Raw genomic sequence first — 23,287 nt, 5'->3', positions numbered from 1 at the left:
CAAATGGACAAAATTTGTCCAAAACAATAAATATAATTAAATAGGGAGTGAGAGGAGGGATTAGATGAATAGACTAAAGATAAAAAAGAATGATTTAAATGGTGTTTCAAATTATAAGATAGAATTAGAAAAGATGCAAAATGAAATAAAGAAACATCCTTTAGGAGTCGATATATACATTAGATTATTTAATTCGATTAATGCTTTAAACGAGCTAGAAAAAAACTTGCTCTATAACTTAATAAAATTAATAGATGGAAAAGAAAAAGAAATATTAGGGTATATTAATTTTATGAAGCTTAACTATAAAGATGGAATAGAATTAAATGAAAAAGATTTAAGGAATATATCAAATATAAAGAAGAGCTTAAAGATTTTAATTAAAGAGAAATTACTTTTACTAGATGATAAAGAAAAAACAATTCTGATACCTGAGATAGTGGTAGTTAATAAGGAACTTTTATTAAAAGAAGACATTTAAATATAACTAGACTAGGATTTTTAATAAGTTGCCAAATATATTAAAATAGACAAGATATGTCCATGTAAATATATATAATATATATTGAAACGGGGGGAGATATTTGGAACCTAAAGATAAGAAAGTTAAAAGAGTTTTAGATATTTACAATAGATTTTTAAAAAATGAAATCCTAAATAAGAAAGAGCTAGCAGACATATATAATGTAAATGAAAAAACAATCCAAAGAGATATAGAAGATATCAGGTGTTATTTTACTGAGAATATAACAAAGCTTGGTGAAAACAATATTAACTATGATAAATCTAAAAAAGGATACATACTAGAAAGCTGCTATGACGGGCTAAATACTAAGAGTATATTAGCTTTGATAAAGGTTCTTTTAGAGAGTAGAGCCTTTTGCAAAGAAGAAATGGAGTTGCTATCTAAGGGATTATTAAATATTGCAAGTGATGCTCAAAAGAAGCACATAATTGAGATTATAGGGAATGAGAAGATCAATTATGTTGAATTATCACATAAGGAACCACTTATAGATAAAATTTGGGATTTAAGTGAATGCATCAAACATAGAAAAGTGACAAATATTATATATAAAAAAGATGATGGAAGTATAATTGATAAAAAGGTAAAGCCGATATCTATAATTTTTTCGGAATACTATTTTTATCTCCTTGCCGATTTTAATGATTACGTAAGTGCTAATGTTTATAGGATAGATAAAATAATAGACTATAAAGAGTTAGACAAGCCGTTTATATTAGAAGATAACAAAAAGATAGATGACGGTGAACTAAGAAAGAAGGCTCAATACACTCTAGGTGGAAAAGTGCAAAGAATTGTTTTTGAATATTATGGAGAATCAGTGGAATCGGTTCTAGATAAGCTCCCTACAGCAGAAGTAATATTAGAAGACTTAGACAAGAAAGTTATTAAAGTAGAAGTTTTAGGTGATGGAATAAAAAAATGGTTCTTAAGTCAAGGTAAAAACGTAAAAGTTTTATCACCGTCAAAGATGGTTGATAAGATGAAAGAAGAAGTTTTAAAAATGAATAAATTATATTAATAATATAAAAATAATGCGGTGTTTAAAAACATCGCACTTTTTTATATTGAATTGGAATTAAGTAGTTTAATAAAGTTCATTTTAAGTTTAAAAATTTTACTTTTAAAATACAAATAAAAATATATAGAATCGAATAAAAAAATCGATACGTACTTAATTATATAAAATTACCTAAAAAAATAATTCGTAAAGGTTAGGGAATTTATTTTGAAAATTCTAAATTTAGCTTTAATTTGATTAAGTAGAAAAAAATGTATTTAAAAATTAATCATAAAGTTAATAAATAAATTTATAAAATAAAGGATGTTATTTGACATAGAATTTAATGGGTATATTATGGAGGTGTAAAGAGGTAGGGACAAAATTAAATGGGTGGAATTTAAATAATCAATATTTCAAAAAATAGAAATGTAAACGATTTAAAGAAAGGAGAGTAAAATACTGATTATTTAAAATAAATAAAACTTAATATGAAGGGAAGTAGTTTATATGAGTAGTGTGAAAAAACTAACACTTTTTCAACTGATTGGTATAACAATGGCATTTTTCGGCACAGTTAGAAGTGTACCAACCTTAGCAATTAACGGGTGGACGCAAATTTCATATTTAATTGGTGCTGTTATATTATTTGCTATTCCAATTTCTTTAATTGCAGCAGAACTTGCAACTGGGTGGCCAGAAGAAGGTGGTCCTCAAGTTTGGGTGAGAGAGGCATTTGGAGACAAATGGGGTTTTGTAACTTCATGGCTTTTATGGGTTCAAATGTTCTTTGGAATGGTTATGGTTGCATCTACAGTTGGTGTTTTAATTGGATACGTTATAAACGATCCAGTTTTATCTCAAAATAATATATTTATATTTTTTGTTATAGTTATTTCATATTGGTTAGTAACTTTATTAAATTTAAAATTTGATATGGTTAAAGTAGTAGGTAATTTAGGAGCAGTTATTGGAGTATACGTACCGTTTTTAGCTTTAGTTATTCTAGGACTAGCTTATTTATTTAAAAATGGTATTAATCCTAACGGTTATTTAGGAGCATTTTCTATGAGTAAGGTCTTCCCAGACTTTAGTAAGCTAGGAAGCTTATCTTATTTTACAGGAATTATATTTATCTTTGCAGGAGTTGAAATATCATCAGTTCATGCAAATAATATTGAAAATCCTAAAAAGAATTATCCAATAGCCGTTATAGGATCAGTAATTTTACTTGTAATTTTCAACTTAATTGCAGGGTTAACTGTTGCAAACGCAGTGCCAAAAGGACAAATGGAGTTATCTAATATAACTCAACCGTTTGTTATATACTGTGAGAGTTTAGGAATACCAAAGATATTTAATAATATCATTTCAGCTATGATAGCTATTGGTGTACTAGCACAACTTAGTGCTTGGGTATTAGGTCCATCAAAAGCTATGATAAAAGTCGCTGAAGAAGGTAATTTACCAAAAGTATTTCAAAAGAGAAGTAAAAATGGAGCGCCACTAACTATAGTATTGATCCAAGCTACAGTAATTTCAGTAATATCATTAGCTTATTTATTTACAAAGGATGTTAACAGTGCATTTTATATGATTACTGTAACTACAACAATCCTTTATTGTATAGTTTACATTTTAATTGCTTTATCTGCTATTAAATTAAGATATACAAGAGCTGATGTTAAGAGAACATTTAGACTAGGTTCAAAAGGAAATGGTTTAATGTGGTTTACAGCTAGTTTGGCGTTAATTGGAATTTTATTAACAATAATAGTTGGATTAATTCCACCAAGTGGAACACCAGACCCAACTTTTTATGTAGCATTCCAAGTAATAGGAACAATAGTATCAGTAGGTATAGCTTTAATAATTTTTGCTTGTAGAAAACCAAGTTGGAAAAAAGAAAATTAAAGGAGAGATTAAAATGAGTGGAAAAGATTTAAACTTAAAAGCATTATTTTTAGGACCAAAATCAGAGAATACAGAGTTCTTTGAAAAACATTTAGTAGAACTTTTTGAGGACCATAGTGAATGGAGAAAAAACTATCATCCAGAGGATATGCCAATTATAAAAAATACTGATAAAAGACAAAAGGATTATTTAGAAACTTCAGATAAAATGGAGGAAGTCTTAACAGAACTTTCAGTAAAATTAAGATCAAAATCATTACCTTGGCATTCACCTAGATTTTTAGGACACATGAATTCAGAAACTTTAATGCCAGCATTACTTGGATATTTTGCAGCAATGCTTTATAACGGAAATAACGTTGCGTATGAATCTTCACCAGGAACTTCAGAAATGGAAGAGGAAGTAGGTTTAGAGTTTGCAAAACTTATGGGATATGAAGACGGTATAGGTTGGGGACACATCTGTGCAGATGGTTCAATTGCAAACCTAGAAGGACTATGGTATGCAAGAAATATTAAATCATTACCATTAGCTATGAAAGAAGTTACTCCAAATTTAGTAGAAGGTAAAAGTGAATGGGAACTTTTAAATATGTCTACAGAAGAAGTTTTAGATTTATTAGCTAAAGCACCTGATAAATTAGACGATTTAAAAGAACATTCAGCTAGAGGATGTGGAGATAAAATAAGAAAGCTAGGTAAATGGTTTGTTCCACAAACTAAGCATTATTCTTGGCTTAAAGCAGCAGATATTATAGGTATCGGAACTGAAAATATCGAAGCTGTAAAAGTAAATGAAAAATATAGAATGGATACAGAAGAACTTGAAAAGAAAATTAGAGATTTTGCAGCACAAGGTATACCTACTCTAGGAGTTGTAGGGGTTGTAGGTTCAACAGAAGAAGGTGCTGTCGATGATATCCACAAAATAATAGAAGTTAAAGATAGATTAGCAAAAGAAGGAATCAAATTCTATGTTCACGTAGATGCAGCTTATGGCGGATACTCAAGAGCTATATTCTTAGATGAAAATGATAAATTTATAGAAAAAGATGAATTAAAAGCAAAATATTTAGAATATGGTGTATTCGAAAATGAAGCTACAGCAGACGCTTGGCCAACAAACGAAACTTACGAAGCTTATAAAGCTATGAGTAAGGCTGATAGTATTACAATAGACCCTCACAAAATGGGATATATTCCTTATTCAGCAGGTGGTATAGTAATAAAAGATAAGAGAATGAGAGATTCAATATCTTACTTTGCAACTTACGTATTTGAAAAAGGAATGAATATACCAGCATTACTAGGAGCATTTATGCTTGAAGGTTCAAAAGCAGGTGCAACAGCTGCAGCAGTTTGGACAGCACATAAAGTTTTACCACTTAATATAACTGGATACGGTAAACTTATGGGAGCTAGTATAGAAGGGGCATTTAATCTTTATAATCACTTTAATGGAAAATCATTTAGAGTTGGAGACAAAAAGGTTATTATGCATACTTTAATCAGACCAGACTTTAATATGGTTGACTTCGTATTTAATGAAGAAGGAAATAAAGACTTAAAAATAATGAATAAGTTAAATCACGATATGTATGATGAAGCTTCATTTGTAAGTGGCGGACTTTATGCAAATGATTTTATAACATCACACACTGATTTTGCTAAACCAGATTACGGTGACTCTCCATTCCACTTTGTTCACAGCTGTGGTATGAGCAGGGAAGAGTGGGATAAAGAAGGTAAAGTTACATTACTAAGAGCTTGCGTGCTTTCACCATTCTTAGGAAATATGGACACATTCAATGAATATATGGAAAAAATAGATTCAGCTATTTTAGAAAAATTAAACAAAATTTATGACGTAAGATAGGTTTTAGGGTTATAAATAAAAGGAATCTCAATTTAGCAATAAAAGAATTTGCTAATTAGAGATTCCTTTTTTAACTTTGAATATAACAATTATTAGTATAATTAAAATGATACCTTTCATTTGCAGTATTATCTAAATTATAGAAATACACGCTCTTTAGTATATTTTTTGGATTTCTCTTATTGAAATCTAAAATTAAATTCCAAACTTCTTCTTTTTGAGAATCTAATATAGTATCTTTTCCTATAGTTTTAAAACAAATCTTTATACTAGCACCAAGTGCAATATCATCACTATAATAAAATTGATATTTAATAGGAAAAGAAAGAGCTTCTGCTTCGTCACAAAAATTAGGTTCAGATTCGTAAAGATTACGGCCTTTACTATCTGTATCTAAAAACTTTTGATTTTTCCAAGCTTTTTCTAATTTAGTATCTATAGTTTTTTCTTCGTTAGAAGTCTTTTTCTCATCTTTTTTAGATGATTTATCTTTAGTAACTTTAGGTTTGTCTTTTTCTTTAAGAATAATTTCATCATCTTTAGAATCGTATTTATAAGAAACAGTAGATTCGTTAGTACAAGAAATTAAACTTATACAAAGAAGAAAGATAAGTAAAGTGGAAATAGTTTTTTTCATTTTTATGCTCCTAATTATTGTTACCACTTTTAATTGTATGATTAAAGTTAGATATTTAAGAGTAGAAGAGGTAAAATTATAGTTAAATAAACTAAAAAATATAATTTTAGATTTTTAAAGGTGAGGAAAAATAATGATAGAAAAGCTAAGAATAAAGATAATAGATAAGGGCACAGGTAAGGTAGAAAATTTTAAAACTAATCAATACGATATTGATTTAGATGGGAATATAAATTACAAATACTCTAAATCTCAAACAAAAGAGATAATTGAAGAAAGAACTTACTTTAAAGAAAAGGGAGAAATAATAGAACTATTTAATAAGGTTAATGATTATATCGAAAGTGGTATAAGTGATGATGATATATTTAGAATTTGTGACGGGAATAGCTATAATCTAAGGGCATATTTTAGTGAAGGTTTTATTAAAGAGTTTAGGGGAAGCAAGGGCGGAGGAAGCACTATAGATAAAATAATAGATGAATATATATTATAAGTTAAAAGCCAGAGAGAATAGATATATTATTTCTCTTTGGCTTTATTTTATTTAAGGATATCTAAGATAGCTTGACCGTATTTTTCTACTTTAACTGGTCCAAGACCTTGGATTTTTAGAAGATCTTCTTTAGTTTTTGGCAAAGTATTAAGGAGTGCTTCTAAAGTTTTATTATTGAAAATATAAAAGGCTGCTACCTTTTCTTCTTTTGATTTTTGAAGTCTATAATCTTTTAGTTTATTTCTAAGAAAATTTATATCATTTTTTTTAGTTTTTATTTCATTAGGGCTAGAAATACCTTCTATTTCAGTTTTTGCCTCAGATTCATTAATTTCTATAATTGCAGATTTAAAATTTAAATCGTTATTAAATGGAAAAGGGTTTAAAGAAGTATTAGTAGGTAAATTTTCTTCAAAGTCTTCTTTAGTTAAAGAATATTTTGAATTATAGTCTATTTTAACAGGTTTATTATTTTCCTTTAAAAAGTCTGCTATAAAATATAGCTTTTTATCAGGCATATCAAATGCACTTTTCTTTTTATATGTATCTATTGTTTTCTTTAGGTGATTTGTAAGCTGATCATATTTTATTATCCCGCTTTTTATTTGTTTTGGGGCTTTTGTTTTTGTAACTATACTTTTAGGATTAGCTATTGTAACACAAGAAAGTATAGGGAAAGTATTTACTAGATTATGTTTTTTTAAGATCTTACTTAGAATTCTAACATGTCTTTCATTTTGTGAAATCGGGCTAAAAATTCCTTCCTTCTTATATATCTTACCATTTTTAGTTTTAAAGTTTCTTATAAAGTCGCCTGACTCATTAATATAGATATCCCCTGTTAATCTTTTAGTTTCAAGAATCATAATAAAATATGGGTTTAGGATTATATAATCCATTTGAGCTGAGTGTTCGCCATCTTCTATCCTTATATCATGTAACACAAGGATAGGTAAAAATGAGTTGTTAAGTTCATATCTAATATTTTTTTCACCTTCAATCCCATATTTCAAAAGGTAATAATCAGTTTTAATTTGATTAACCTTACTTGTTTTAACTTGATTTATCAAATTCTCTAAGTCTTTTAGTTGAGTGTTATCATCTTTAAAGTCTTTTAAAAATATTGGTTCTTTAATTGATGAACCAAATAGAAATTGTTTTAGCATATTTATCTCCCTTATAAAAGTTTATATAAATATTATAGTAAAAAGTTTTAAATATAACAAATATATAGATTATTTGTAATTAAAATCCAATAAATATCTTCAAAATTGAAGACATAGAACAAATAATTCAAAATTTATAAAGTTACTACATATTGATATTATTAAAAATAATTATTGAGATTTTATGAAATTAATAATACAAGTTCAAAAAAATAAATAAAAGAATAAAAAAAATAATACAAAATAAGGTTTATATTACAATTTATACAAAAAGATGATAAAATACCCTCTGAGGTGAGGAATAATGAATAAAATGCTACAAAAAATTACTTTAGGAATCATAATTGCATTCTCGGGGACGTTAATAGGATGTGGTTCTGATAAAACTGTAATGACTGAGGCACCTAGCACTCAGCAAACAGAAAATACTGAAAAGATTGATTTAAAAGACAAACAAGAAGATCAATCAAAAGATAAGCAGGAAGTTAAAGATGATAAAAAAGATGATAGCGCATCTTCTGAAGAAAGTAAGAAAGAAGAATTAAAAAAAGAGGAGCCTAAAAAGGCGGAACCTAAAAAAGAAACTTCTACTCCTAAGAAGAGCCAAAGTGAGACTAAGAGCAATTCAAACTCTTCAAGTTCAAGCAATAAAAAATCATCTACAAATAATAGTAATTCTTCTAAAAATGAATCTAGCAAACCAAAGAAAAATACTACTGTAGAAGCTCCTGCTAAAAAAGGACAAACAGTTTATTTAACTGCAACAGGTAAGAAATATCATAGGATTCCAAAATGCGGAAACACTAAAACTAGTTGGAGTACAGATTCAGAAAAAGCTAAAGCACAAGGGTATGAACCTTGCAAAAAATGTTTTTAATTAGAATATAAGACAATGGCAAATTGCCATTGTCTTTTTTATTGCAATATTCTATTTAAGATAAGCTTATATAAATTATGTATAAAAGAATAAAATATGGTTAAAATATTTACTGATAGTAACTAGGATAACTTATATCGCAGAAAAGGGTAATGGTGCTTCGGACACACCGTTACCTTTTTTCTGATTTTTTTATATATTTTTTCTATTTAAGAACTCCTTTTGCATATTTAGTAGATGAAAGGAGTTGATAGATATGGTATCAAAAATAGTGAATGGGGCAAGCTTAAAAGTCGCTTATTTAAAGGGGCAAAACGAAAATGGGAAGGATATAATTAAATCTCAAAGATTTAGTAATCTTAACCTTTCAGCTACTAAAGAAGAGCTTTACGCTGTAGCTTCAGAGATAGCTAGTTTAATAGCATTTCCGTTATCAGAACTTACAGTCGAAGAAGACAGTGTACTTTTAGAAGAAGAAGCTTAAGTATCAAAAGATAGGCAAAATAAATTAATAAAAAGGGGGAAGTTTTATATGTTAGAAAAGTCTTTAGTAATGGGGTTTGAAAATGAGTCTGGGAAAAAGTTTAATTTAAGAATCAGGGAGATCAAAACAGACTTAACAAAAGAGCAGATAAATAGAGCTATGGATGCTATAGTGTCTAATGATGTTTTTGTAACTACTGGCGGTAAAGTTACTAAAAAGCTTGGGGCAGAAATCATCACAGAAGAAACTACAAAAGTAGAGATAATTTAAATTTTAAAAATAGCTTGCAAAATTTTTGCAGGCTATTTTTTTTATATAACTTCTTACAAAGAGTATATTAATAAAAATCTACAAGATAAAACATTCAAATAACAATTGTTAACTTCTAAATTATATGAAAAGATATTTGATATAATTTTACTTATAAAAGGATGGGAGATGATTTTTATGAGTTTTAAAAGTGAAGAGGAAAAAATCAAAAATAAACTTAAAGAGTTAAAAGATGAAGAACTTAAAGATTATCATAAAAAAGCAGTAGAAAAAGAGGAACCAAAAGCTATAGAGTTAGCTCAAAAAGAGATGACTAAGAGGGGAATCTTCTGGTAAAAAACTTGCAGAAACAATTCTGCAAGTTTTTTAATATTTAAGCTAGTTTGTGGTATAATCATATAAAGATAAAAAATAAAAAAAGGTGATAAAATGATTGAAAACTTGGCACTACTTATAAACGAAACAGAAAAACTTATATCAAATAGCATAACTCGTAAATTTAAAGAAAACGGGATAGAAATCACTTTTGAACAATACACTATCTTAAATAATTTATGGAATACAAATAGCTTGTCTCAATGCCATTTAGCTATGTTAACTAACAGGGATCAGGCTAGTACTTCTAGAATTATTAATACTCTTATAAAAAATGAGCTTATAGTAAAAAGAGTTTGTCTTAAAGATAAAAGGATAAATAGGATTGAACTAACAGAAAGAGGAGCTTCTTTAAAGGAACCAGTTTTAAAGTTAATTAATGAATGTTTAGTTCAAACGACTAATGGCCTTAACGAAGAGCAAATAATGCAAGGCGTAGAATTATTAAATACGATAAAAGAAAATTTAAATAAATAAAAAATAGGATGCTTTTAAAGATTAAAAGCATCCTATTTTTATATTAGTTAATTAGAAGTTAATTATGAGAAATTTTATTTTTTTTGGACAAAATTTAAAATATATTATTTAGTTAATAAATTAGCTAAAGCTTCTGCACTTTCTTTAACTTTTTCATCTGTTAAGTTGTGTGCATCATATGCTACAAACGCAGGTCTGTAATTCATTTTTGTGAAGCTTGCCATATTTTCAAAAGTTTTAGTTAATTCACTTATAGTAAATCTTTGCATTCCACCAGCTCTATAAGACTCTTCTTGACCTCCAGCTGATATTGCTAACATAAATTCTTTTCCTTTTAATTTATCTCCGTTTGGTCCGTGTGAGAAGCCAAAAGCAAATACTTCGTCTTGCCACATCTTTAATAATGCAGGAGCATTATACCAGTAGAATGGGAATTCGAATACTATTCTGTCGTGTGCTTCTACTAATTCTTGTTCTTTCTTTACATCGATTTTCATATCAGGGTATTCTTTATAAATATTATGGATTGTTATGTTTTCTTCACTTTCTAAACGAGTCATCCATGCCTTGTTTATTCTTGATTTTTCTATATTTGGGTGTGTTAATATTACTAATGTTTTCATTTGTTAAAATCCTCTTTTCTTTAATTTTGTTTTTTTACTTTTTAGATTCGGCCGATTTTTAAAAAGCAATACTTGTTCATGCAAGTAATTTTAAATTTATTATAAGACAATATACTTGTTTATGCAAGTATTATTTTAAAATTTTTTTATAAACATTAAAGAAGACTATAATTATCTATTAATTTACCTAAAAGTTTTAAAGATAAATCTTTATCTTTGAAGTTAGATTTCTCTATTTTATCTAATAATCTTTGTAGATCTATTTCTTCGAAATATATATGTTTTAAAAATAAATCATCATTAGAAAATACTAAATTTAAATCAATCATTTAAACACCTCAAAATAATTTATTAATTATATTATAACCTAGAAAGTTAAAATATAGAACATATGTTCGGTAGAAGAATGAAAAAATTATTAACAAATTGATAATTAAACTAGATTTAGACAAAGTATGACAAATTTATATAAAGCTTTAGTGTAAAATTATTTAGATACTTTATAAATAAATGATAAGGGGTAAGAGCAAATGAAAAATCTTAAAAAGTTAACGGCTGTAGTTCTTATTGGTATATTAGCTTTAGGGCTTGTTGCTTGTGGAACTAAAACGCCAACTGATGTTGTAAATGAGTATTTCAGCGAAATTAAAAAAGGTGATAACTCAGAATTAAACGATCTTATAGAAGATAAGGTTAAAACTGGAGAAACTAAAGACGGTAAAGAGGTATCTAAAGATACTGAAAAAGCTATGACAAACGTAATTAAACAAATAGACGGTAAAGCTACTTCAGAGAAAATAGATGGAGATAATGCAACAGTTAATGTTACTGTAAAAGGACCTAATATTTCTCAAATGATGTTAAAATTTATCTCTCAAGCTATGCAAGCTGCATTTAGTGGAAAACAAGTAACAGATGCAGAAATGGAAAAGATGTTACAAGAAGAATTTAAAAATCCACCTACAGACGAGAGAAGTGGAGAAATTCATTTAACTAAAAAAGACAATGAATGGAAAATCCAAACAGATGATGGATTAATGAATGTTGTATTAGGAAAGGCTCAAATGCCAAATAAAAAATAAAAAATAATAAATAAATAATTAGGAAAGACTATAGATTAAATACACTATAGTCTTTTAAAATTTCCTTTTAGAGAGAAATTTTTATATTGAGGAAAACTTAAAGCAAAATATTGAAAATTTTTTCTGAAAAAGGAGTTTTTCACAAGGTGTTATGAAAGTAATTTCAAAATTTGTGCATAAAAATAAATCCTAAAATTGTATTTTTTTGCAAGTTATTTTATTAACAAATTGTTAAAAAACGTTTACTAAACGTTTACTAAACATCAAAAAGGCATAAAGTAGATTATATGTACTTTCAGATAAAATTTACTTAAAATAATGGTTTAGTAAAAGATTAACAATTTGTAACATATTGTAGAAAAATGTACTTATGCATAAAAAAAGTGATAAAATTCAAATATGTAAATTTTGTTTAAAATTGCAATTTTAATTTTAAATAAAGTTTAAGTGAGTAATAGGAGGGAGATATGATGGTAGGAATTATTCTTGCAAGTCACGGAGAATTCGCCAAAGGTATTCTGCAATCGTCTTCAATGATTTTCGGTGAACAAGAAAACGTTAAAGCGGTTACTTTAATGCCAAGTGAAGGACCTGATGATATCAGGAAAAAGATGGAAGATGCAATTGCATCATTTGAAAATTCAGAAGAGGTTTTATTTTTAGTAGACCTTTGGGGAGGGACTCCATTTAACCAAGCAAACAGCTTATTTGAAGAACACAAAGACAAATGGGCAATCGTAGCTGGTATGAACTTACCTATGGTAATTGAAGCTTTTGGATCTCGTTTTTCAATGGACTCAGCACACGAAATTGCAAAAAATATCCTAAATCCTTCTAGAGAAGGAATTAAGATCAAACCAGAAGAGTTAGAAGTAGTAGAAAAAGCACAAGAAAGTGCTAGTGAAAAATCTAATTCAGGAGCTCCTGGATCTTTCGAATACGTTTTAGCACGTATAGATTCTCGTTTACTTCATGGTCAAGTTGCTACAGCTTGGACAAAGGCAACACATCCAACAAGAATTATTGTTGTTTCTGATGATGTTTCTAGAGATGCGCTTCGTAAAAAGTTAATACAACAAGCAGCTCCACCAGGGGTTAAAGCTCACGTTGTTCCTGTGGAACAAATGATTAAGCTTGCAAAAGACGATAAGCACTTTGGAGGGCAAAAAGCACTACTTCTTTTTGAAAATCCACAAGATTTACTAAGAGCAGTAGAAGGGGGAGTTCCTATAAAGGTCGTAAATGTTGGATCTATGGCACACTCACCTGGAAAAGTTCAACCAAACAAAGTACTTGCATTTAGTCAAAAAGATATTGATACTTTTTCTAAGCTTAAAGAAGCAGGACTTACATTTGATGTTCGTAAAGTCCCAAATGATGATAAAGGAAAGATGGACGATATCCTAAAAAAAGCACAAGAAGAATTAAATAAATTAAAGTAATCATATTTTAATTTAAAAGGAGGATTAAGGTCGTGGATTTAAATTTTTTTCAAATTACATTAGTTATTATTATAGCGTTTATAGCAGGTGTTGAAGGGATATTAGATGAATTCCAATTCCATCAACCAGTAATAGCGTGTACTTTAATCGGATTAGTTACAGGAAACTTAGTTCCTTGTTTAATCTTAGGTGGTACACTTCAAATGATAGCCTTAGGTTGGGCAAACATTGGTGCAGCTGTTGCACCTGATGCAGCACTTGCATCTGTTGCATCTGCAATTATTTTAGTTTTAGGTGGTCAAGGCACAGCAGGTGTTGATTCAGCTATAGCTATAGCTATTCCATTAGCTGTTGCAGGTTTATTATTAACTATCATAGTTCGTACTATAGCTACTGCATTTGTTCATTTAATGGACGCAGCTGCTAAAGAAGGTAACATAAGAAAAGTAGAAATGTGGCACATAATTGCTATCTGTCTTCAAGGGCTTCGTATAGCAATCCCAGCTGGACTTATTATCTTAATCGGTGCAGAACCAATCAAAGCATTACTTAACTCTATGCCAGCTTGGTTAACAGCAGGTTTAGCTGTTGGTGGTGGAATGGTTGTTGCTGTTGGTTATGCAATGGTAATAAACATGATGGCAACAAAAGAAGTTTGGCCATTCTTTGCAATTGGTTTCGTTTTAGCAACTGTTACAGAAATCACTCTTATTGGACTTGGTGCAATCGGTGTATCTTTAGCACTTATCTACTTAGCACTTAGTAAAAAAGGTGGTTCAGGCGGTAATACAAATACTGGGGATCCAGTAGGTGATATTATCGATAACTACTAAAGAGGAGGGGATTTATAATGGAAAACGAAAAGAAATTAAAATTATCAAAAAAAGATCGTCTTGCGATTTGGTTTCGTTCATTCTTTATTCAAGGTTCTTGGAACTATGAAAGAATGCAAAATGGTGGTTGGGCTTTCTCATTAGTTCCAGCTATAAAGAAATTATATAAAACAAAAGAAGAAAGATCAGCGGCACTTGTTCGTCACTTAGAATTCTTCAATACTCACCCATACGTAGCTTCTCCTATTATCGGAGTAACACTAGCACTAGAAGAAGATCGTGCAAATGGTGCACCTGTTGATGATGTAACTATTCAAGGTGTTAAAGTTGGTATGATGGGACCTTTAGCAGGTATAGGAGATCCAGTATTCTGGTTTACTTTAAGACCTATTTTAGGTGGTTTAGCAGCATCTCTTGCTATGGCTGGTAATATTTTAGGACCAATCATATTCTTCTTAGGTTGGAATATTATTAGAATGGCATTTACTTGGTACACTCAAGAGTTTGGTTACAAAGCTGGTTCTCGTATTACAGACGATTTATCAGGTAACTTACTTCAAGATGTTACTAAAGGTGCTTCAATCCTTGGTATGTTTATCTTAGGTTCTTTAGTTAACAGATGGGTATCTATATCATTTACACCAGTAGTATCTTCTGTTCAACTAAGTAAAGGTGCTTTTATAGACTGGGCTAACTTACCAGCTGGCGCTGAAGGAATTAAAACTGCTTTAATTCAACAAGGCCAAGGGTTATCATTAACTCCAGAAAAAGTTACAACTTTACAAGATAACTTAAACTCTTTAATCCCAGGACTTGCAGGGTTATTATTAACACTTCTTTGCATGTGGTTATTAAAGAAAAAAGTATCTCCAATCGTTATGATTATAGCTCTATTTATAATAGGTATACTATTACACGTAATTGGATTAATGTAAGATGTTTATATGGCCTAGGTTAAAAAATTCTTTAACCTAGGTCTTTATTAGATATAATATACTTAAAAGAGTACATATAAATTAATTAGAAGAGAGGGATTAATTATGGTAAAATCACTTAATACAAAGGTTGATTTGGTTATTGAAGGAACAGCTTTCACAGGAATATCAGACTACGGTAAAATAATGATAGGTGATAAAGGTTTTGAATTTTATAATGATCGTGATATAAGAAAATTCATTCAAATTCCTTGGGAAGAAGTAGAGTGTGTTATAGTATCTGTTATGTTTAAAGGAAAATGGATTCCACGTTTTGCTCTTAAAACAAAGAAAAATGGTACGTATACTTTTTCATCAAAAGATTCTAAGAAAGTGCTTCGTGCAATAAGAGAATATATTAATCCTGATAATATAGTTAGATCACTTAGCTTTTTTGAAGTTTTAAAAAGAGCAATGAAAAATATATTCAAAAAAGATAAAGAATGCAAAGAAACTGCCAGATAAAGATTATTCTGGCAGTTTTTTATTTTATTCCGTAAATATCACTTCAACAGAAGCTTCTTCAAGTTTTAAAATTTCATTTTTATCTGCTTTATTATCTGTGATTATATAGTTAACAAAGCCTATTTCACCGCTTGAAAAGTTGTGGTGGATCCCTATTTTAGAACTATCAGCTAGTATAAAGGTTGGACCTATTGAGTTTTCAAGCATTTTCTTATTTACTGTAGTTTCTTGAAGCACTGAGGTGCTTATACCTGTGTGGGCTGTTATTCCGCTAACCCCCATAAAACATTTAGTTGCAGTTATTTTTGAAACTATTTGAGTTGCTATATCTCCAACCATAGATTGTTTTCTTCCGTAAACTTCTCCACCAGTTAAGATAACTTCTATCTTAGGGTCTAAATCCATTCCTAAAACTTTACCGTTATTAGTAATAACTACAACTCTCTTATCTTTTACATACTCTAACACCTTAATAGCTGTAGAACTTGAATTTATAAAGATGCTATCTCCTTCTTCTATAAATTCAGCTGCCTTTTTTGCTATAGCTGTTTTTATTATTTCTCTTTCGTTATTATTTTCACTAAAGTAAGGGTCATCATTTAAAGCACCCTCGATAAGTTCAGCGCCACCGTATTTTCTTTTTACAACACCTTCGTTTTCAAGGTTTTGAAAATCACGCCTAATAGTAATACTAGATGTTTTTAAAAGTTCTGCTAAATCTTCTGTTTTTGCAAATTTATGTTCTTTTAAATATTTTAAGATAGCTTGCTGCCTTTTAAAAACGAAACCTTTTGCATTTTTCATTTTTGCACCTCCTTAATAATTAATAAATATAAGATGTCCATTTATAATAGTAAATTTTTTTGTATCTGTAATGAACTTAATATTAAAAGATGATAAATTAATGATAAAAACGTTCAAAATAATCATAAATCATCTCTATATATAAATTGTACAAAAAACCTAGAGATAAATCAATAAGTTTAGAGTAAATAAAAAGACAAAACGAACAAAATGAACAATAAAACATAGGTAAATAGCTACATAAAGAACAAAAAGATAAAAATATCAAACAAAATAAACAAAAATACTTGCAAAGAAAACATTTACAGATTATAATTAAGTCAAGAAGTGATTAAACGAACTTAGAAAAGTTCAAAACAATCAAAAAGGACAAGTTTAGGAGGTACAAATAATGAGTATAGTAAATGAATTAACAAGAGAACAGTGGATTTTAAATACATTCCCAGAGTGGGGAACTTGGTTAAACGAAGAGATCGAAAATGAAGTAGTAGAACAAGGAACATTTAAAATGTGGTGGCTAGGTTGTACAGGAATATGGCTTAAGTCTGAAGGGAACGCTAATATATGCATAGACTTCTGGTGTGGAAGTGGTAAAAAAACTAAAAAGAATCCTTATATAAACCCAGAACACCAAATGGCTAGAATGTGTGGAGGGAAGAAACTTCAACCAAACCTTAGGGTTGCACCTTTTGTACTAGATCCATTTGCAATAAAAGAAATAGATGCAGTAATTTCAACTCACGATCACAACGATCATATAGACGTAAATGTTGCTGCTGCAGTTCTTAAAAACTGCTCAAACGATATTCCTTTTATAGGACCACAAGCTTGTGTTGATAAATGGGTAGGCTGGGGAGTTCCAGTAGAAAGATGTATAGTAGTTAAACCTGGAGATGTTGTAAAAATAAAAGATATAGAACTTCACGCTTTAGAGTCTTTTGATAGAACAGCTTTAATTACAGCACCACCAGAAGGAGATTTAAGAGGTAAGATGCCAGTTGATATGGATTATAAAGCTGTAAACTACCTTATAAAAACTCCAGGGGGAAACCTTTATCACAGTGGAGATTCACACTACTCAAACTACTATGCAAAACACGGAAATGAATACAAAATAGACGTAGCTTTAGGGTCATACGGAGAAAACCCTAGAGGTATAACAGATAAGATGACTTCAGTAGATATTTTAAGAATGGCGGAATCTTTAAATACTAGAGTAGTTATTCCTTTCCACCACGATATTTGGTCAAACTTCCAAGCTGATACAGACGAAATTTTAGCTTTATATGATATGAAAAAACACAGATTACAATACAAATTCAAACCATTTATCTGGCAAGTTGGAGGAAAATTCACATTCCCAGAAGATAAAGATAAGAGAGAATACCATTATCCTAGAGGGTTTGATGATTGTTTCGAAGTTGATATAAACTTACCATACAACTCATTCTTATAAATTTAAGACTTAGGAGGAAAAAGCTATGTTAAAAGAATTAATAGAAAAAGGTAGATATTCTTTTCACGAGGGCTTTGATTCTTGGGAGGATGCAGTGAAAGCTGCATGCGCTCCCTTAGAAAAAGAAAAAGCTATAGAAAAAGAATATTCAGATTTAATTATAGAAAGCATAAAAAAATACGGACCTTATATAGTTATAGCACCTGATATTGCAATCCCTCACGCTCAAGAAGGAAAAGGGGTTAATGAAACTTCAATCTGCTTTATGAAAAGTGAAAAGCCAGTAAACTTTGGAGAGGATGCTGACTATGAAGCTAGATTATTCTTTGTTTTAGCATCAGTAGATAATAATATCCACCTTCAAAACCTTTCAAATATGGTAGAACTTATTTCTGACGAAGAAATAGTAGAAAAACTTCTAAAAGCAAAATCAGTTGAAGATTTAAAAGAACTTATTTAATTTTACATAAATTTTAATAAACAAATAGATAAAATATAAAGGAAAAAAGGGAGGATAAATCATATGGATATAATAATTTCAATTTGGGAATTTTTCCAAAACAACATTCTGACTAAGCCTGCATTCTTTATCGGTTTTATAGTTCTTATAGGTTATATGTTACTTCAAAGACCATTTTACGAGTCTTTAGCAGGATTTATAAAAGCAACAGTTGGATATCTTATCTTAAACGTTGCAGCAGGTGGTCTTGTTAGTAACTTCCGTCCTATCTTAGCAGGACTTAAAGACAGGTTTAACTTGCAAGCTGCAGTTATAGACCCGTATTTCGGTCAGACGGCAGCTCAAGAAGCAATAGGAAAAGCCGGAAAATCTTTCTCTATGATGATGGTAGTTTTACTTATAGCATTCTTATTTAACCTAATACTTGTACTACTTAGAAAATTCACTAAAGTTCGTACAGTATTTATTACAGGTCACGTAATGGTACAACAATCAGCTACAGCGCTATGGCTTGTATTCTTCTGTTTCCCAGATTTAAATAACTTAGGTGTAGTAGTTATGCTAGGATTCTTACTTGGAACATATTGGGCTGTATTTTCAAATCTGACTGTAGAACCTTGCCAAGACTTAACTGAAGGTGGAGGTTTTGCTATAGGGCACCAACAAATGCTTGGAGTTTGGATTACAGATAAAATAGCAGGAAAAGTTGGTAACAACAAAAAGAGTATAGAAGATTTAGAACTTCCAGGATTTTTATCAATATTTAGTGACAACGTTGTTGCAACTGGTATACTAATGACTGTTTTCTTTGGAATAATAATGGGTATACTAGGACCAGACCTTATGCATAGTATTGATAAAGGTTTTGATCAAAACACAAACTTTATATTTTATATATTAGAAAAATCACTTAACTTTGCAGTTTACTTAAGTATCTTACAACTTGGAGTTAGAATGTTCGTAGCTGAACTTACAGAATCATTCCAAGGTATCTCAAATAAATTATTACCAGGTTCAGTTCCAGCTGTAGATTGCGCTGCAACTTATGGATTCGGTCATCCAAACGCTGTTACTATAGGATTCTTATTTGGAGCTATAGGTCAATTTATAGCAATAATAGGTCTAGTAGTATTTAAGAGCCCAGTACTTATAATTGCAGGTTTCGTACCACTATTTTTCGATAATGCAACATTTGCAGTTTTTGCAAACAAAAAAGGTGGCTTAAAAGCAGCTATGATTATTCCTTTCTTATCAGGAGTTATTCAAGTTTTAGGAGGAGCTTTTGCAGCTTACTACTTCGGACTAGCTGAGTTTGGAGGATGGCACGGAAACTTTGACTGGGATACTTTATGGCCAGTAATCGGATTCCTTATGGATAAACTAGCTTATGTTGGTGTTGGAATTGCAGTTATAGGAATGCTTATAATACCTCAAATCCAATACTACAAAAATAAAAAAGGATACTTTAAAATAGTAGAAGATTACGAAGGATATCTAGAAGATAAAGAAAATGAAGAAAAGAGTGCAAGTTAGAAACGCATTTAAAAATTTTAAAGACTATGTAAACATTTACTAAAAGGGATAGAATTTATAAAACTTAGGAGGAGATTATTATGTTAAAAGTTATAGCAGCATGCGGAAATGGAATGGGATCTAGCCAAATTATAAAAATGAAAATAGAAAAGGTATTTAAAAAATTAAATATACCAGTACAAATCCACCACACTAGTATAGGGGCAGCAAAAACAGAAGCTTCTTCTTACGATGTTGTATTTTGTTCAGAAGCATTAAAAGGAAATTTTGATAAAGCAAAAAATTCAGGAACTACTGTTATAGGACTTAAAAACCTTTTATCAGAAAAAGAAATAGAAGAAAAGATAACTGAAAATATAGTTAATAAATAAATTTTAAGAGGAGTTACCCTAAAGTATTTAGAGTAACATCCTCTTTAACTTTAAAGATGAAAAAGAGGAGGAAGTTTAGATGAAGATAGAAAAGAAGTTTTTAAATGATTTACATAGATGCTACGCAACTAGTAGCACTGTTATAGATGGAGATAGAAAGATACTTATAGCTACAGAAGGAGAAGGACCTTGCTATATGTATGAAGGCGAAGATTTTAAAAGATCTACTGTTTGGGAGGGGCCAGGAGGAACTATGTCTATAATCCCTATTCCAGGTAAAAACGGAGATTTTCTTGCAGTTCAAAGATTCTTTCCAACATTCCAATCAGAAGATGCAGAGATAGTTTGGGGAAGATATGTAGACGGAAAATGGGAGATAAAAACTTTATTTAAATTACCTTACCTTCACCGTTTTGATATTTTAGAAGCTAACGGAAAATTATACTTTTTAGGTGCAGTTCTTTGTAATAGTAAAGAATCTAAAGAGGACTGGAGTGACCCTGGAAAAATATACGTAGGGGAAATAAAAGAAGATTTAAACGAAAAAATAGAACTTAAAGTTATAAAAGAAGGTTTAACTAAAAATCACGGCTACTGCAGAGCAAACTTAGAGGGGGTTACAGTAGGACTTGTAACTTCAGAAGAAGGGGTATTTAAAGTTACTCCTCCTCAAAATGATAATGAAGATTGGACTGTTGAAAAAATTATGGACAGACCTACAAGCGACGTGGCAGTAGTTGATATAGACGAAGATGGAGAAGACGAATTAGTTACTATAGAGTCTTTCCACGGAAAACATTTTAGAATAAATAAAAAAGTAGGGGATGATTATAAAATAGTCTACGAATACCCTAAAGAGATGGATTTTGGTCACGTAGTTTGGGGCGGAAAACTTAGAGGTGTTCCGACTATAATCGGGGGCTACAGAAGATGCGATAAAGATTTATTTTATGTAAGATGCATAGATAAAGAAAACTTAAAATTCGAAACTAACGTTATAGAATCAGGAGTAGGTCCAAGTAACGTTGCAGTTATAAACGAAGAAGATAGGGATATTATAATTTCTGCAAATAGAGAACTAGGACAAGCTGCTCTATATATAGTTACAGACTAAAGGAGGTTTAAAGATATGTTAGAAGATTTAAAAAAAGAAGTTTATGAAGCTAATATGCTTCTACCAAAGCATAATTTAGTAACCTTTACTTGGGGGAATGTTTCAGCTATAGATAGAGAAAAGAATCTAATAGTAATTAAGCCATCAGGTGTAGAATATAGCACTATGAAAGCAGAAGATATGGTTGTTGTTGATTTAGAGGGAAATGTAGTTGAAGGTAAATATAAACCTTCATCAGATACAGATACTCACATCAAATTATATAAAGAATTTAAAAATATAGGTGGAGTCGTACACACTCACTCAAGGTGGGCAACTATCTTTGCACAAGCTGGAAGAGGGATAAAACCTTACGGAACAACTCAAGCTGATTATTTTGCAGACGAGATACCTTGTACTAGAGATATGACAAGAGAAGAGATAGAAGGAAAGTACGAATACAACACAGGGGCAGTTATAGTTGAGACTTTTAAAGATATAAACCCAGACTTTATACCTGCTGTATTAGTTAAAAATCATGGTCCTTTTACTTGGGGAAAAGATGCAAAAGAAGCTGTTCATAATGCTGTAGTTCTTGAAGAAGTAGCTATGATGGCTTATAATACAGAGCTTTTAGCAAACCAAGAAATAAATAGTATGTCAGATGATCTACTTAATAAGCATTTCCAAAGAAAGCATGGACCAAACGCATATTACGGTCAAACAGGGGCTTAATAACTTTAACTATAGGAGATGGATATTATGAAAGATTACGTTATAGGATTATATGAAAAAGCTATGCCAAACACTTTAACTTGGAGAGAAAAATTAGAGTGTGCAAGATTTTTTAAATATGATTTTTTAGAGATGAGCATAGATGAAACAGACGAGAAATTAAAAAGATTAGATATGACTAAAGAAGAAAGAAAAGCTTTAGTAGACCTTATGTTTGAAGTTGGAGTTCCAATTAGAACTATGTGTTTAAGCGGACACAGAAAGTTTCCTTTAGGAAGCGAGGATAAAACTACTAGAGAAAGATCTCTTAAAATAATGGAAAAAGCTATAGACCTTGCTTGCGATTTAGGGATAAGGATCATCCAACTTGCAGGGTATGACGTATACTACGAAAACGGAAACGAAAAAACAAGAGAACTTTTCTTAGAAAACTTAAAAAAGTCTGTAGATTTAGCTTCAAAAAAGGGAATAATTTTAGCTTTTGAAACTATGGAAACTAATTTTATGAATACAGTAGGAAAAGCTATGGAGTATGTTAAAAAGATAGATTCACCTTATCTTGGAGTGTATCCAGACTGCGGAAATATAACTAATGCCTCTAAAAGTTTAGGGGAGGATGTTATTTTCGATCTAAAAAAAGGTCACGGAAAGATTTTTGCACTACACTTAAAAGAAACAGTTAGAGGGAAGTTTAGAGAAATTCCTTTTGGAACAGGTCATGTAGACTTTAACGAGATAATAAAAACTTCTTACGAGATGGGTGTTAGAAGATTTGTTACAGAGTTTTGGTATACAGGAGAAGGAGATTACAAAGAAGGAATTAAATTCTCAAAAGATTTTATAGATAGAAAGTTTGAAGAAGCATTAAAAGATAAATAAATATTACTAAAGGTAAAAATAATTGCAAAAGCATAATTAGATTTATAGATAAAACGGGTTTAAACTTAAACAAGGGGAGTTTAAACCTGTTTTTTTATCTAAAATGGGATTTTTTATAATAATTAATTATTGGAAATAAAGCTAAAATAGGTATATAATGATTAAAGATATCCATATTTTAGAGAGAATTCTTTAAAATTTTGGGCTTTAAACTATTCATTCTAACAAGGCAGAGAGAGATTAAATCTAATTTGGAAGAGACGTTTATATAATACAATTATAATTTTGATTAATTGGCTATTTTTAATAGTCTTTATTGTGGTAAACTGATTTTCTTTAAATTTTAGAAAGTCAGTTTTTTTGATTTAATTGGATTTTATAAAATACTAAAGAAAGAATATTTTAAAGTAATTCAAGCAAAAATTTAATAACTCATAGG

Annotated in this window: 27 protein-coding genes; 22 read left to right on the top strand and 5 right to left on the bottom strand. The window is 29.9% G+C overall.

The genetic code is table 11. From position 1 onward, the window contains the following. Window positions 1-64 precede the first annotated feature (64 nt). The 4 genes from M4I33_RS05390 to tdc all read left to right on the top strand — a co-directional run bounded on the left by M4I33_RS05390 (window position 65) and on the right by tdc (window position 5,316). Window positions 65-481, top strand: a complete 417-nt coding sequence (locus M4I33_RS05390) for a hypothetical protein (protein ID WP_257915854.1) — start codon at window positions 65-67, stop codon at window positions 479-481. Window positions 482-584: 103 nt separating this feature from the next. Beyond that, a complete protein-coding gene (locus M4I33_RS05385) occupies window positions 585-1,547 on the top strand; it encodes a YafY family protein (protein ID WP_257915853.1) in 963 nt (320 codons plus the stop codon). 489 nt (window positions 1,548-2,036) lie between these two features. After that, window positions 2,037-3,440, top strand: a complete 1,404-nt coding sequence (tyrP, locus tag M4I33_RS05380; protein ID WP_257915852.1) for a tyrosine-tyramine antiporter — start codon at window positions 2,037-2,039, stop codon at window positions 3,438-3,440. Between the two features lie 13 nt (window positions 3,441-3,453). After that, window positions 3,454-5,316, top strand: coding sequence for a tyrosine decarboxylase (gene tdc / locus M4I33_RS05375; RefSeq protein WP_257915851.1), 1,863 nt, complete (start codon window positions 3,454-3,456; stop codon window positions 5,314-5,316). A gap of 70 nt (window positions 5,317-5,386) precedes the next feature. On the opposite strand, the gene M4I33_RS05370 is transcribed toward tdc, so the two are convergent. Further along, on the bottom strand, window positions 5,387-5,953 hold the full coding sequence (locus M4I33_RS05370) for a hypothetical protein (RefSeq protein WP_257915850.1): 567 nt from the start codon (window positions 5,951-5,953) through the stop codon (window positions 5,387-5,389). 133 nt (window positions 5,954-6,086) lie between these two features. On the opposite strand from M4I33_RS05370, the gene M4I33_RS05365 reads away from it, so the two are divergent. After that, entirely contained in the window at window positions 6,087-6,449 is a 363-nt protein-coding gene (locus tag M4I33_RS05365; protein ID WP_257915849.1) for a hypothetical protein, read from the top strand. 47 nt (window positions 6,450-6,496) lie between these two features. On the opposite strand, the gene M4I33_RS05360 is transcribed toward M4I33_RS05365, so the two are convergent. Continuing rightward, a complete protein-coding gene (locus M4I33_RS05360) occupies window positions 6,497-7,615 on the bottom strand; it encodes an HRDC domain-containing protein (RefSeq protein WP_257915848.1) in 1,119 nt (372 codons plus the stop codon). 304 nt (window positions 7,616-7,919) lie between these two features. Between M4I33_RS05360 and M4I33_RS05355 the strand changes: the two genes are divergently transcribed. The 5 genes from M4I33_RS05355 to M4I33_RS05335 all read left to right on the top strand — a co-directional run bounded on the left by M4I33_RS05355 (window position 7,920) and on the right by M4I33_RS05335 (window position 10,098). Next, window positions 7,920-8,492: a hypothetical protein gene (locus tag M4I33_RS05355; protein ID WP_257915847.1), complete on the top strand. Its 573-nt coding sequence runs from the start codon at window positions 7,920-7,922 to the stop codon at window positions 8,490-8,492. A 256-nt stretch (window positions 8,493-8,748) separates the two neighbouring features. Then, on the top strand, window positions 8,749-8,976 hold the full coding sequence (locus tag M4I33_RS05350; protein WP_257915846.1) for a DUF1659 domain-containing protein: 228 nt from the start codon (window positions 8,749-8,751) through the stop codon (window positions 8,974-8,976). A gap of 48 nt (window positions 8,977-9,024) precedes the next feature. Beyond that, window positions 9,025-9,246 (top strand): DUF2922 domain-containing protein, encoded by a 222-nt coding sequence (locus M4I33_RS05345; protein WP_194189503.1) that lies wholly within the window; start codon window positions 9,025-9,027, stop codon window positions 9,244-9,246. A gap of 177 nt (window positions 9,247-9,423) precedes the next feature. After that, a complete protein-coding gene (locus M4I33_RS05340; RefSeq protein ID WP_257915845.1) occupies window positions 9,424-9,582 on the top strand; it encodes a hypothetical protein in 159 nt (52 codons plus the stop codon). 93 nt (window positions 9,583-9,675) lie between these two features. Beyond that, window positions 9,676-10,098, top strand: coding sequence for a MarR family winged helix-turn-helix transcriptional regulator (locus M4I33_RS05335; RefSeq protein WP_257915844.1), 423 nt, complete (start codon window positions 9,676-9,678; stop codon window positions 10,096-10,098). A gap of 104 nt (window positions 10,099-10,202) precedes the next feature. Here the strand turns inward: M4I33_RS05335 and M4I33_RS05330 are convergent, their stop codons facing one another. Then, a complete protein-coding gene (locus tag M4I33_RS05330; protein WP_257915843.1) occupies window positions 10,203-10,721 on the bottom strand; it encodes an NAD(P)H-dependent oxidoreductase in 519 nt (172 codons plus the stop codon). A 155-nt stretch (window positions 10,722-10,876) separates the two neighbouring features. Next, window positions 10,877-11,050, bottom strand: coding sequence for a hypothetical protein (locus M4I33_RS05325; protein WP_257915842.1), 174 nt, complete (start codon window positions 11,048-11,050; stop codon window positions 10,877-10,879). 201 nt (window positions 11,051-11,251) lie between these two features. Here M4I33_RS05325 and M4I33_RS05320 point away from each other — a divergent pair, with 201 nt between their 5' ends. The 5 genes from M4I33_RS05320 (at window position 11,252) to M4I33_RS05300 (ending at window position 15,517) form a co-directional block, all read left to right on the top strand. Then, window positions 11,252-11,803 (top strand): DUF5105 domain-containing protein, encoded by a 552-nt coding sequence (locus M4I33_RS05320; RefSeq protein WP_257915841.1) that lies wholly within the window; start codon window positions 11,252-11,254, stop codon window positions 11,801-11,803. Between the two features lie 470 nt (window positions 11,804-12,273). Next, window positions 12,274-13,245 (top strand): mannose/fructose/sorbose PTS transporter subunit IIA, encoded by a 972-nt coding sequence (locus tag M4I33_RS05315; protein WP_257915900.1) that lies wholly within the window; start codon window positions 12,274-12,276, stop codon window positions 13,243-13,245. A 32-nt stretch (window positions 13,246-13,277) separates the two neighbouring features. Beyond that, window positions 13,278-14,078 (top strand): PTS mannose/fructose/sorbose transporter subunit IIC, encoded by an 801-nt coding sequence (locus M4I33_RS05310; protein ID WP_257915840.1) that lies wholly within the window; start codon window positions 13,278-13,280, stop codon window positions 14,076-14,078. 17 nt (window positions 14,079-14,095) lie between these two features. After that, on the top strand, window positions 14,096-15,013 hold the full coding sequence (locus M4I33_RS05305; RefSeq protein ID WP_194189510.1) for a PTS system mannose/fructose/sorbose family transporter subunit IID: 918 nt from the start codon (window positions 14,096-14,098) through the stop codon (window positions 15,011-15,013). Window positions 15,014-15,118: 105 nt separating this feature from the next. Continuing rightward, on the top strand, window positions 15,119-15,517 hold the full coding sequence (locus M4I33_RS05300) for a DUF956 family protein (protein ID WP_257915839.1): 399 nt from the start codon (window positions 15,119-15,121) through the stop codon (window positions 15,515-15,517). Between the two features lie 24 nt (window positions 15,518-15,541). Here the strand turns inward: M4I33_RS05300 and M4I33_RS05295 are convergent, their stop codons facing one another. Further along, entirely contained in the window at window positions 15,542-16,321 is a 780-nt protein-coding gene (locus M4I33_RS05295) for a DeoR/GlpR family DNA-binding transcription regulator (protein WP_257915838.1), read from the bottom strand. A 391-nt stretch (window positions 16,322-16,712) separates the two neighbouring features. On the opposite strand from M4I33_RS05295, the gene ulaG reads away from it, so the two are divergent. The 7 genes from ulaG (at window position 16,713) to M4I33_RS05260 (ending at window position 22,848) form a co-directional block, all read left to right on the top strand. Continuing rightward, window positions 16,713-17,777, top strand: a complete 1,065-nt coding sequence (gene ulaG, locus M4I33_RS05290) for an L-ascorbate 6-phosphate lactonase (RefSeq protein WP_257915837.1) — start codon at window positions 16,713-16,715, stop codon at window positions 17,775-17,777. Window positions 17,778-17,802: 25 nt separating this feature from the next. Then, window positions 17,803-18,237, top strand: coding sequence for a PTS sugar transporter subunit IIA (locus M4I33_RS05285; RefSeq protein ID WP_194189514.1), 435 nt, complete (start codon window positions 17,803-17,805; stop codon window positions 18,235-18,237). 63 nt (window positions 18,238-18,300) lie between these two features. Continuing rightward, window positions 18,301-19,770: a PTS ascorbate transporter subunit IIC gene (locus tag M4I33_RS05280; protein ID WP_194189515.1), complete on the top strand. Its 1,470-nt coding sequence runs from the start codon at window positions 18,301-18,303 to the stop codon at window positions 19,768-19,770. Window positions 19,771-19,850: 80 nt separating this feature from the next. Continuing rightward, on the top strand, window positions 19,851-20,141 hold the full coding sequence (locus M4I33_RS05275; RefSeq protein WP_257915836.1) for a PTS sugar transporter subunit IIB: 291 nt from the start codon (window positions 19,851-19,853) through the stop codon (window positions 20,139-20,141). A gap of 79 nt (window positions 20,142-20,220) precedes the next feature. Continuing rightward, the gene (locus M4I33_RS05270; protein WP_257915835.1) at window positions 20,221-21,255 is read left to right on the top strand and encodes a hypothetical protein; all 1,035 of its coding nucleotides are present in this window, start codon (window positions 20,221-20,223) and stop codon (window positions 21,253-21,255) included. 15 nt (window positions 21,256-21,270) lie between these two features. Next, the gene (gene araD, locus M4I33_RS05265) at window positions 21,271-21,969 is read left to right on the top strand and encodes an L-ribulose-5-phosphate 4-epimerase (protein WP_257915834.1); all 699 of its coding nucleotides are present in this window, start codon (window positions 21,271-21,273) and stop codon (window positions 21,967-21,969) included. 27 nt (window positions 21,970-21,996) lie between these two features. Further along, window positions 21,997-22,848 carry an L-ribulose-5-phosphate 3-epimerase gene (locus M4I33_RS05260; RefSeq protein ID WP_257915833.1) on the top strand — a complete coding sequence of 284 codons (852 nt, stop codon included), beginning with the start codon at window positions 21,997-21,999 and terminating at the stop codon, window positions 22,846-22,848. Window positions 22,849-23,287 lie beyond the last annotated feature (439 nt).

This window comes from Clostridium sp. LY3-2 (assembly GCF_024705715.1).
Classification (GTDB): domain Bacteria; phylum Bacillota; class Clostridia; order Clostridiales; family Clostridiaceae; genus Clostridium.
The sequence above is the reverse complement of the archived record's forward strand: the minus strand, read 5'-3'. Positions and strand labels throughout refer to the sequence as shown.

What these genes read in the sequence shown, in the direction of transcription:
- M4I33_RS05370 (WP_257915850.1), bottom strand. Translation starts at nt 5,953, where the DNA reads ATGAAAAAAACTATTTCCACTTTACTTATCTTTCTTCTTTGTATAAGT.
- ulaG (WP_257915837.1), top strand. Translation starts at nt 16,713, where the DNA reads ATGAGTATAGTAAATGAATTAACAAGAGAACAGTGGATTTTAAATACA.
- M4I33_RS05345 (WP_194189503.1), top strand. Translation starts at nt 9,025, where the DNA reads ATGTTAGAAAAGTCTTTAGTAATGGGGTTTGAAAATGAGTCTGGGAAA.
- M4I33_RS05365 (WP_257915849.1), top strand. Translation starts at nt 6,087, where the DNA reads ATGATAGAAAAGCTAAGAATAAAGATAATAGATAAGGGCACAGGTAAG.
- M4I33_RS05295 (WP_257915838.1), bottom strand. Translation starts at nt 16,321, where the DNA reads ATGAAAAATGCAAAAGGTTTCGTTTTTAAAAGGCAGCAAGCTATCTTA.
- M4I33_RS05390 (WP_257915854.1), top strand. Translation starts at nt 65, where the DNA reads ATGAATAGACTAAAGATAAAAAAGAATGATTTAAATGGTGTTTCAAAT.
- M4I33_RS05280 (WP_194189515.1), top strand. Translation starts at nt 18,301, where the DNA reads ATGGATATAATAATTTCAATTTGGGAATTTTTCCAAAACAACATTCTG.
- tdc (WP_257915851.1), top strand. Translation starts at nt 3,454, where the DNA reads ATGAGTGGAAAAGATTTAAACTTAAAAGCATTATTTTTAGGACCAAAA.
- M4I33_RS05355 (WP_257915847.1), top strand. Translation starts at nt 7,920, where the DNA reads ATGAATAAAATGCTACAAAAAATTACTTTAGGAATCATAATTGCATTC.
- M4I33_RS05260 (WP_257915833.1), top strand. Translation starts at nt 21,997, where the DNA reads ATGAAAGATTACGTTATAGGATTATATGAAAAAGCTATGCCAAACACT.
- M4I33_RS05300 (WP_257915839.1), top strand. Translation starts at nt 15,119, where the DNA reads ATGGTAAAATCACTTAATACAAAGGTTGATTTGGTTATTGAAGGAACA.
- M4I33_RS05350 (WP_257915846.1), top strand. Translation starts at nt 8,749, where the DNA reads ATGGTATCAAAAATAGTGAATGGGGCAAGCTTAAAAGTCGCTTATTTA.
- M4I33_RS05360 (WP_257915848.1), bottom strand. Translation starts at nt 7,615, where the DNA reads ATGCTAAAACAATTTCTATTTGGTTCATCAATTAAAGAACCAATATTT.
- araD (WP_257915834.1), top strand. Translation starts at nt 21,271, where the DNA reads ATGTTAGAAGATTTAAAAAAAGAAGTTTATGAAGCTAATATGCTTCTA.
- M4I33_RS05335 (WP_257915844.1), top strand. Translation starts at nt 9,676, where the DNA reads ATGATTGAAAACTTGGCACTACTTATAAACGAAACAGAAAAACTTATA.
- tyrP (WP_257915852.1), top strand. Translation starts at nt 2,037, where the DNA reads ATGAGTAGTGTGAAAAAACTAACACTTTTTCAACTGATTGGTATAACA.
- M4I33_RS05275 (WP_257915836.1), top strand. Translation starts at nt 19,851, where the DNA reads ATGTTAAAAGTTATAGCAGCATGCGGAAATGGAATGGGATCTAGCCAA.
- M4I33_RS05305 (WP_194189510.1), top strand. Translation starts at nt 14,096, where the DNA reads ATGGAAAACGAAAAGAAATTAAAATTATCAAAAAAAGATCGTCTTGCG.
- M4I33_RS05315 (WP_257915900.1), top strand. Translation starts at nt 12,274, where the DNA reads ATGGTAGGAATTATTCTTGCAAGTCACGGAGAATTCGCCAAAGGTATT.
- M4I33_RS05330 (WP_257915843.1), bottom strand. Translation starts at nt 10,721, where the DNA reads ATGAAAACATTAGTAATATTAACACACCCAAATATAGAAAAATCAAGA.
- M4I33_RS05270 (WP_257915835.1), top strand. Translation starts at nt 20,221, where the DNA reads ATGAAGATAGAAAAGAAGTTTTTAAATGATTTACATAGATGCTACGCA.
- M4I33_RS05320 (WP_257915841.1), top strand. Translation starts at nt 11,252, where the DNA reads ATGAAAAATCTTAAAAAGTTAACGGCTGTAGTTCTTATTGGTATATTA.
- M4I33_RS05285 (WP_194189514.1), top strand. Translation starts at nt 17,803, where the DNA reads ATGTTAAAAGAATTAATAGAAAAAGGTAGATATTCTTTTCACGAGGGC.
- M4I33_RS05340 (WP_257915845.1), top strand. Translation starts at nt 9,424, where the DNA reads ATGAGTTTTAAAAGTGAAGAGGAAAAAATCAAAAATAAACTTAAAGAG.
- M4I33_RS05325 (WP_257915842.1), bottom strand. Translation starts at nt 11,050, where the DNA reads ATGATTGATTTAAATTTAGTATTTTCTAATGATGATTTATTTTTAAAA.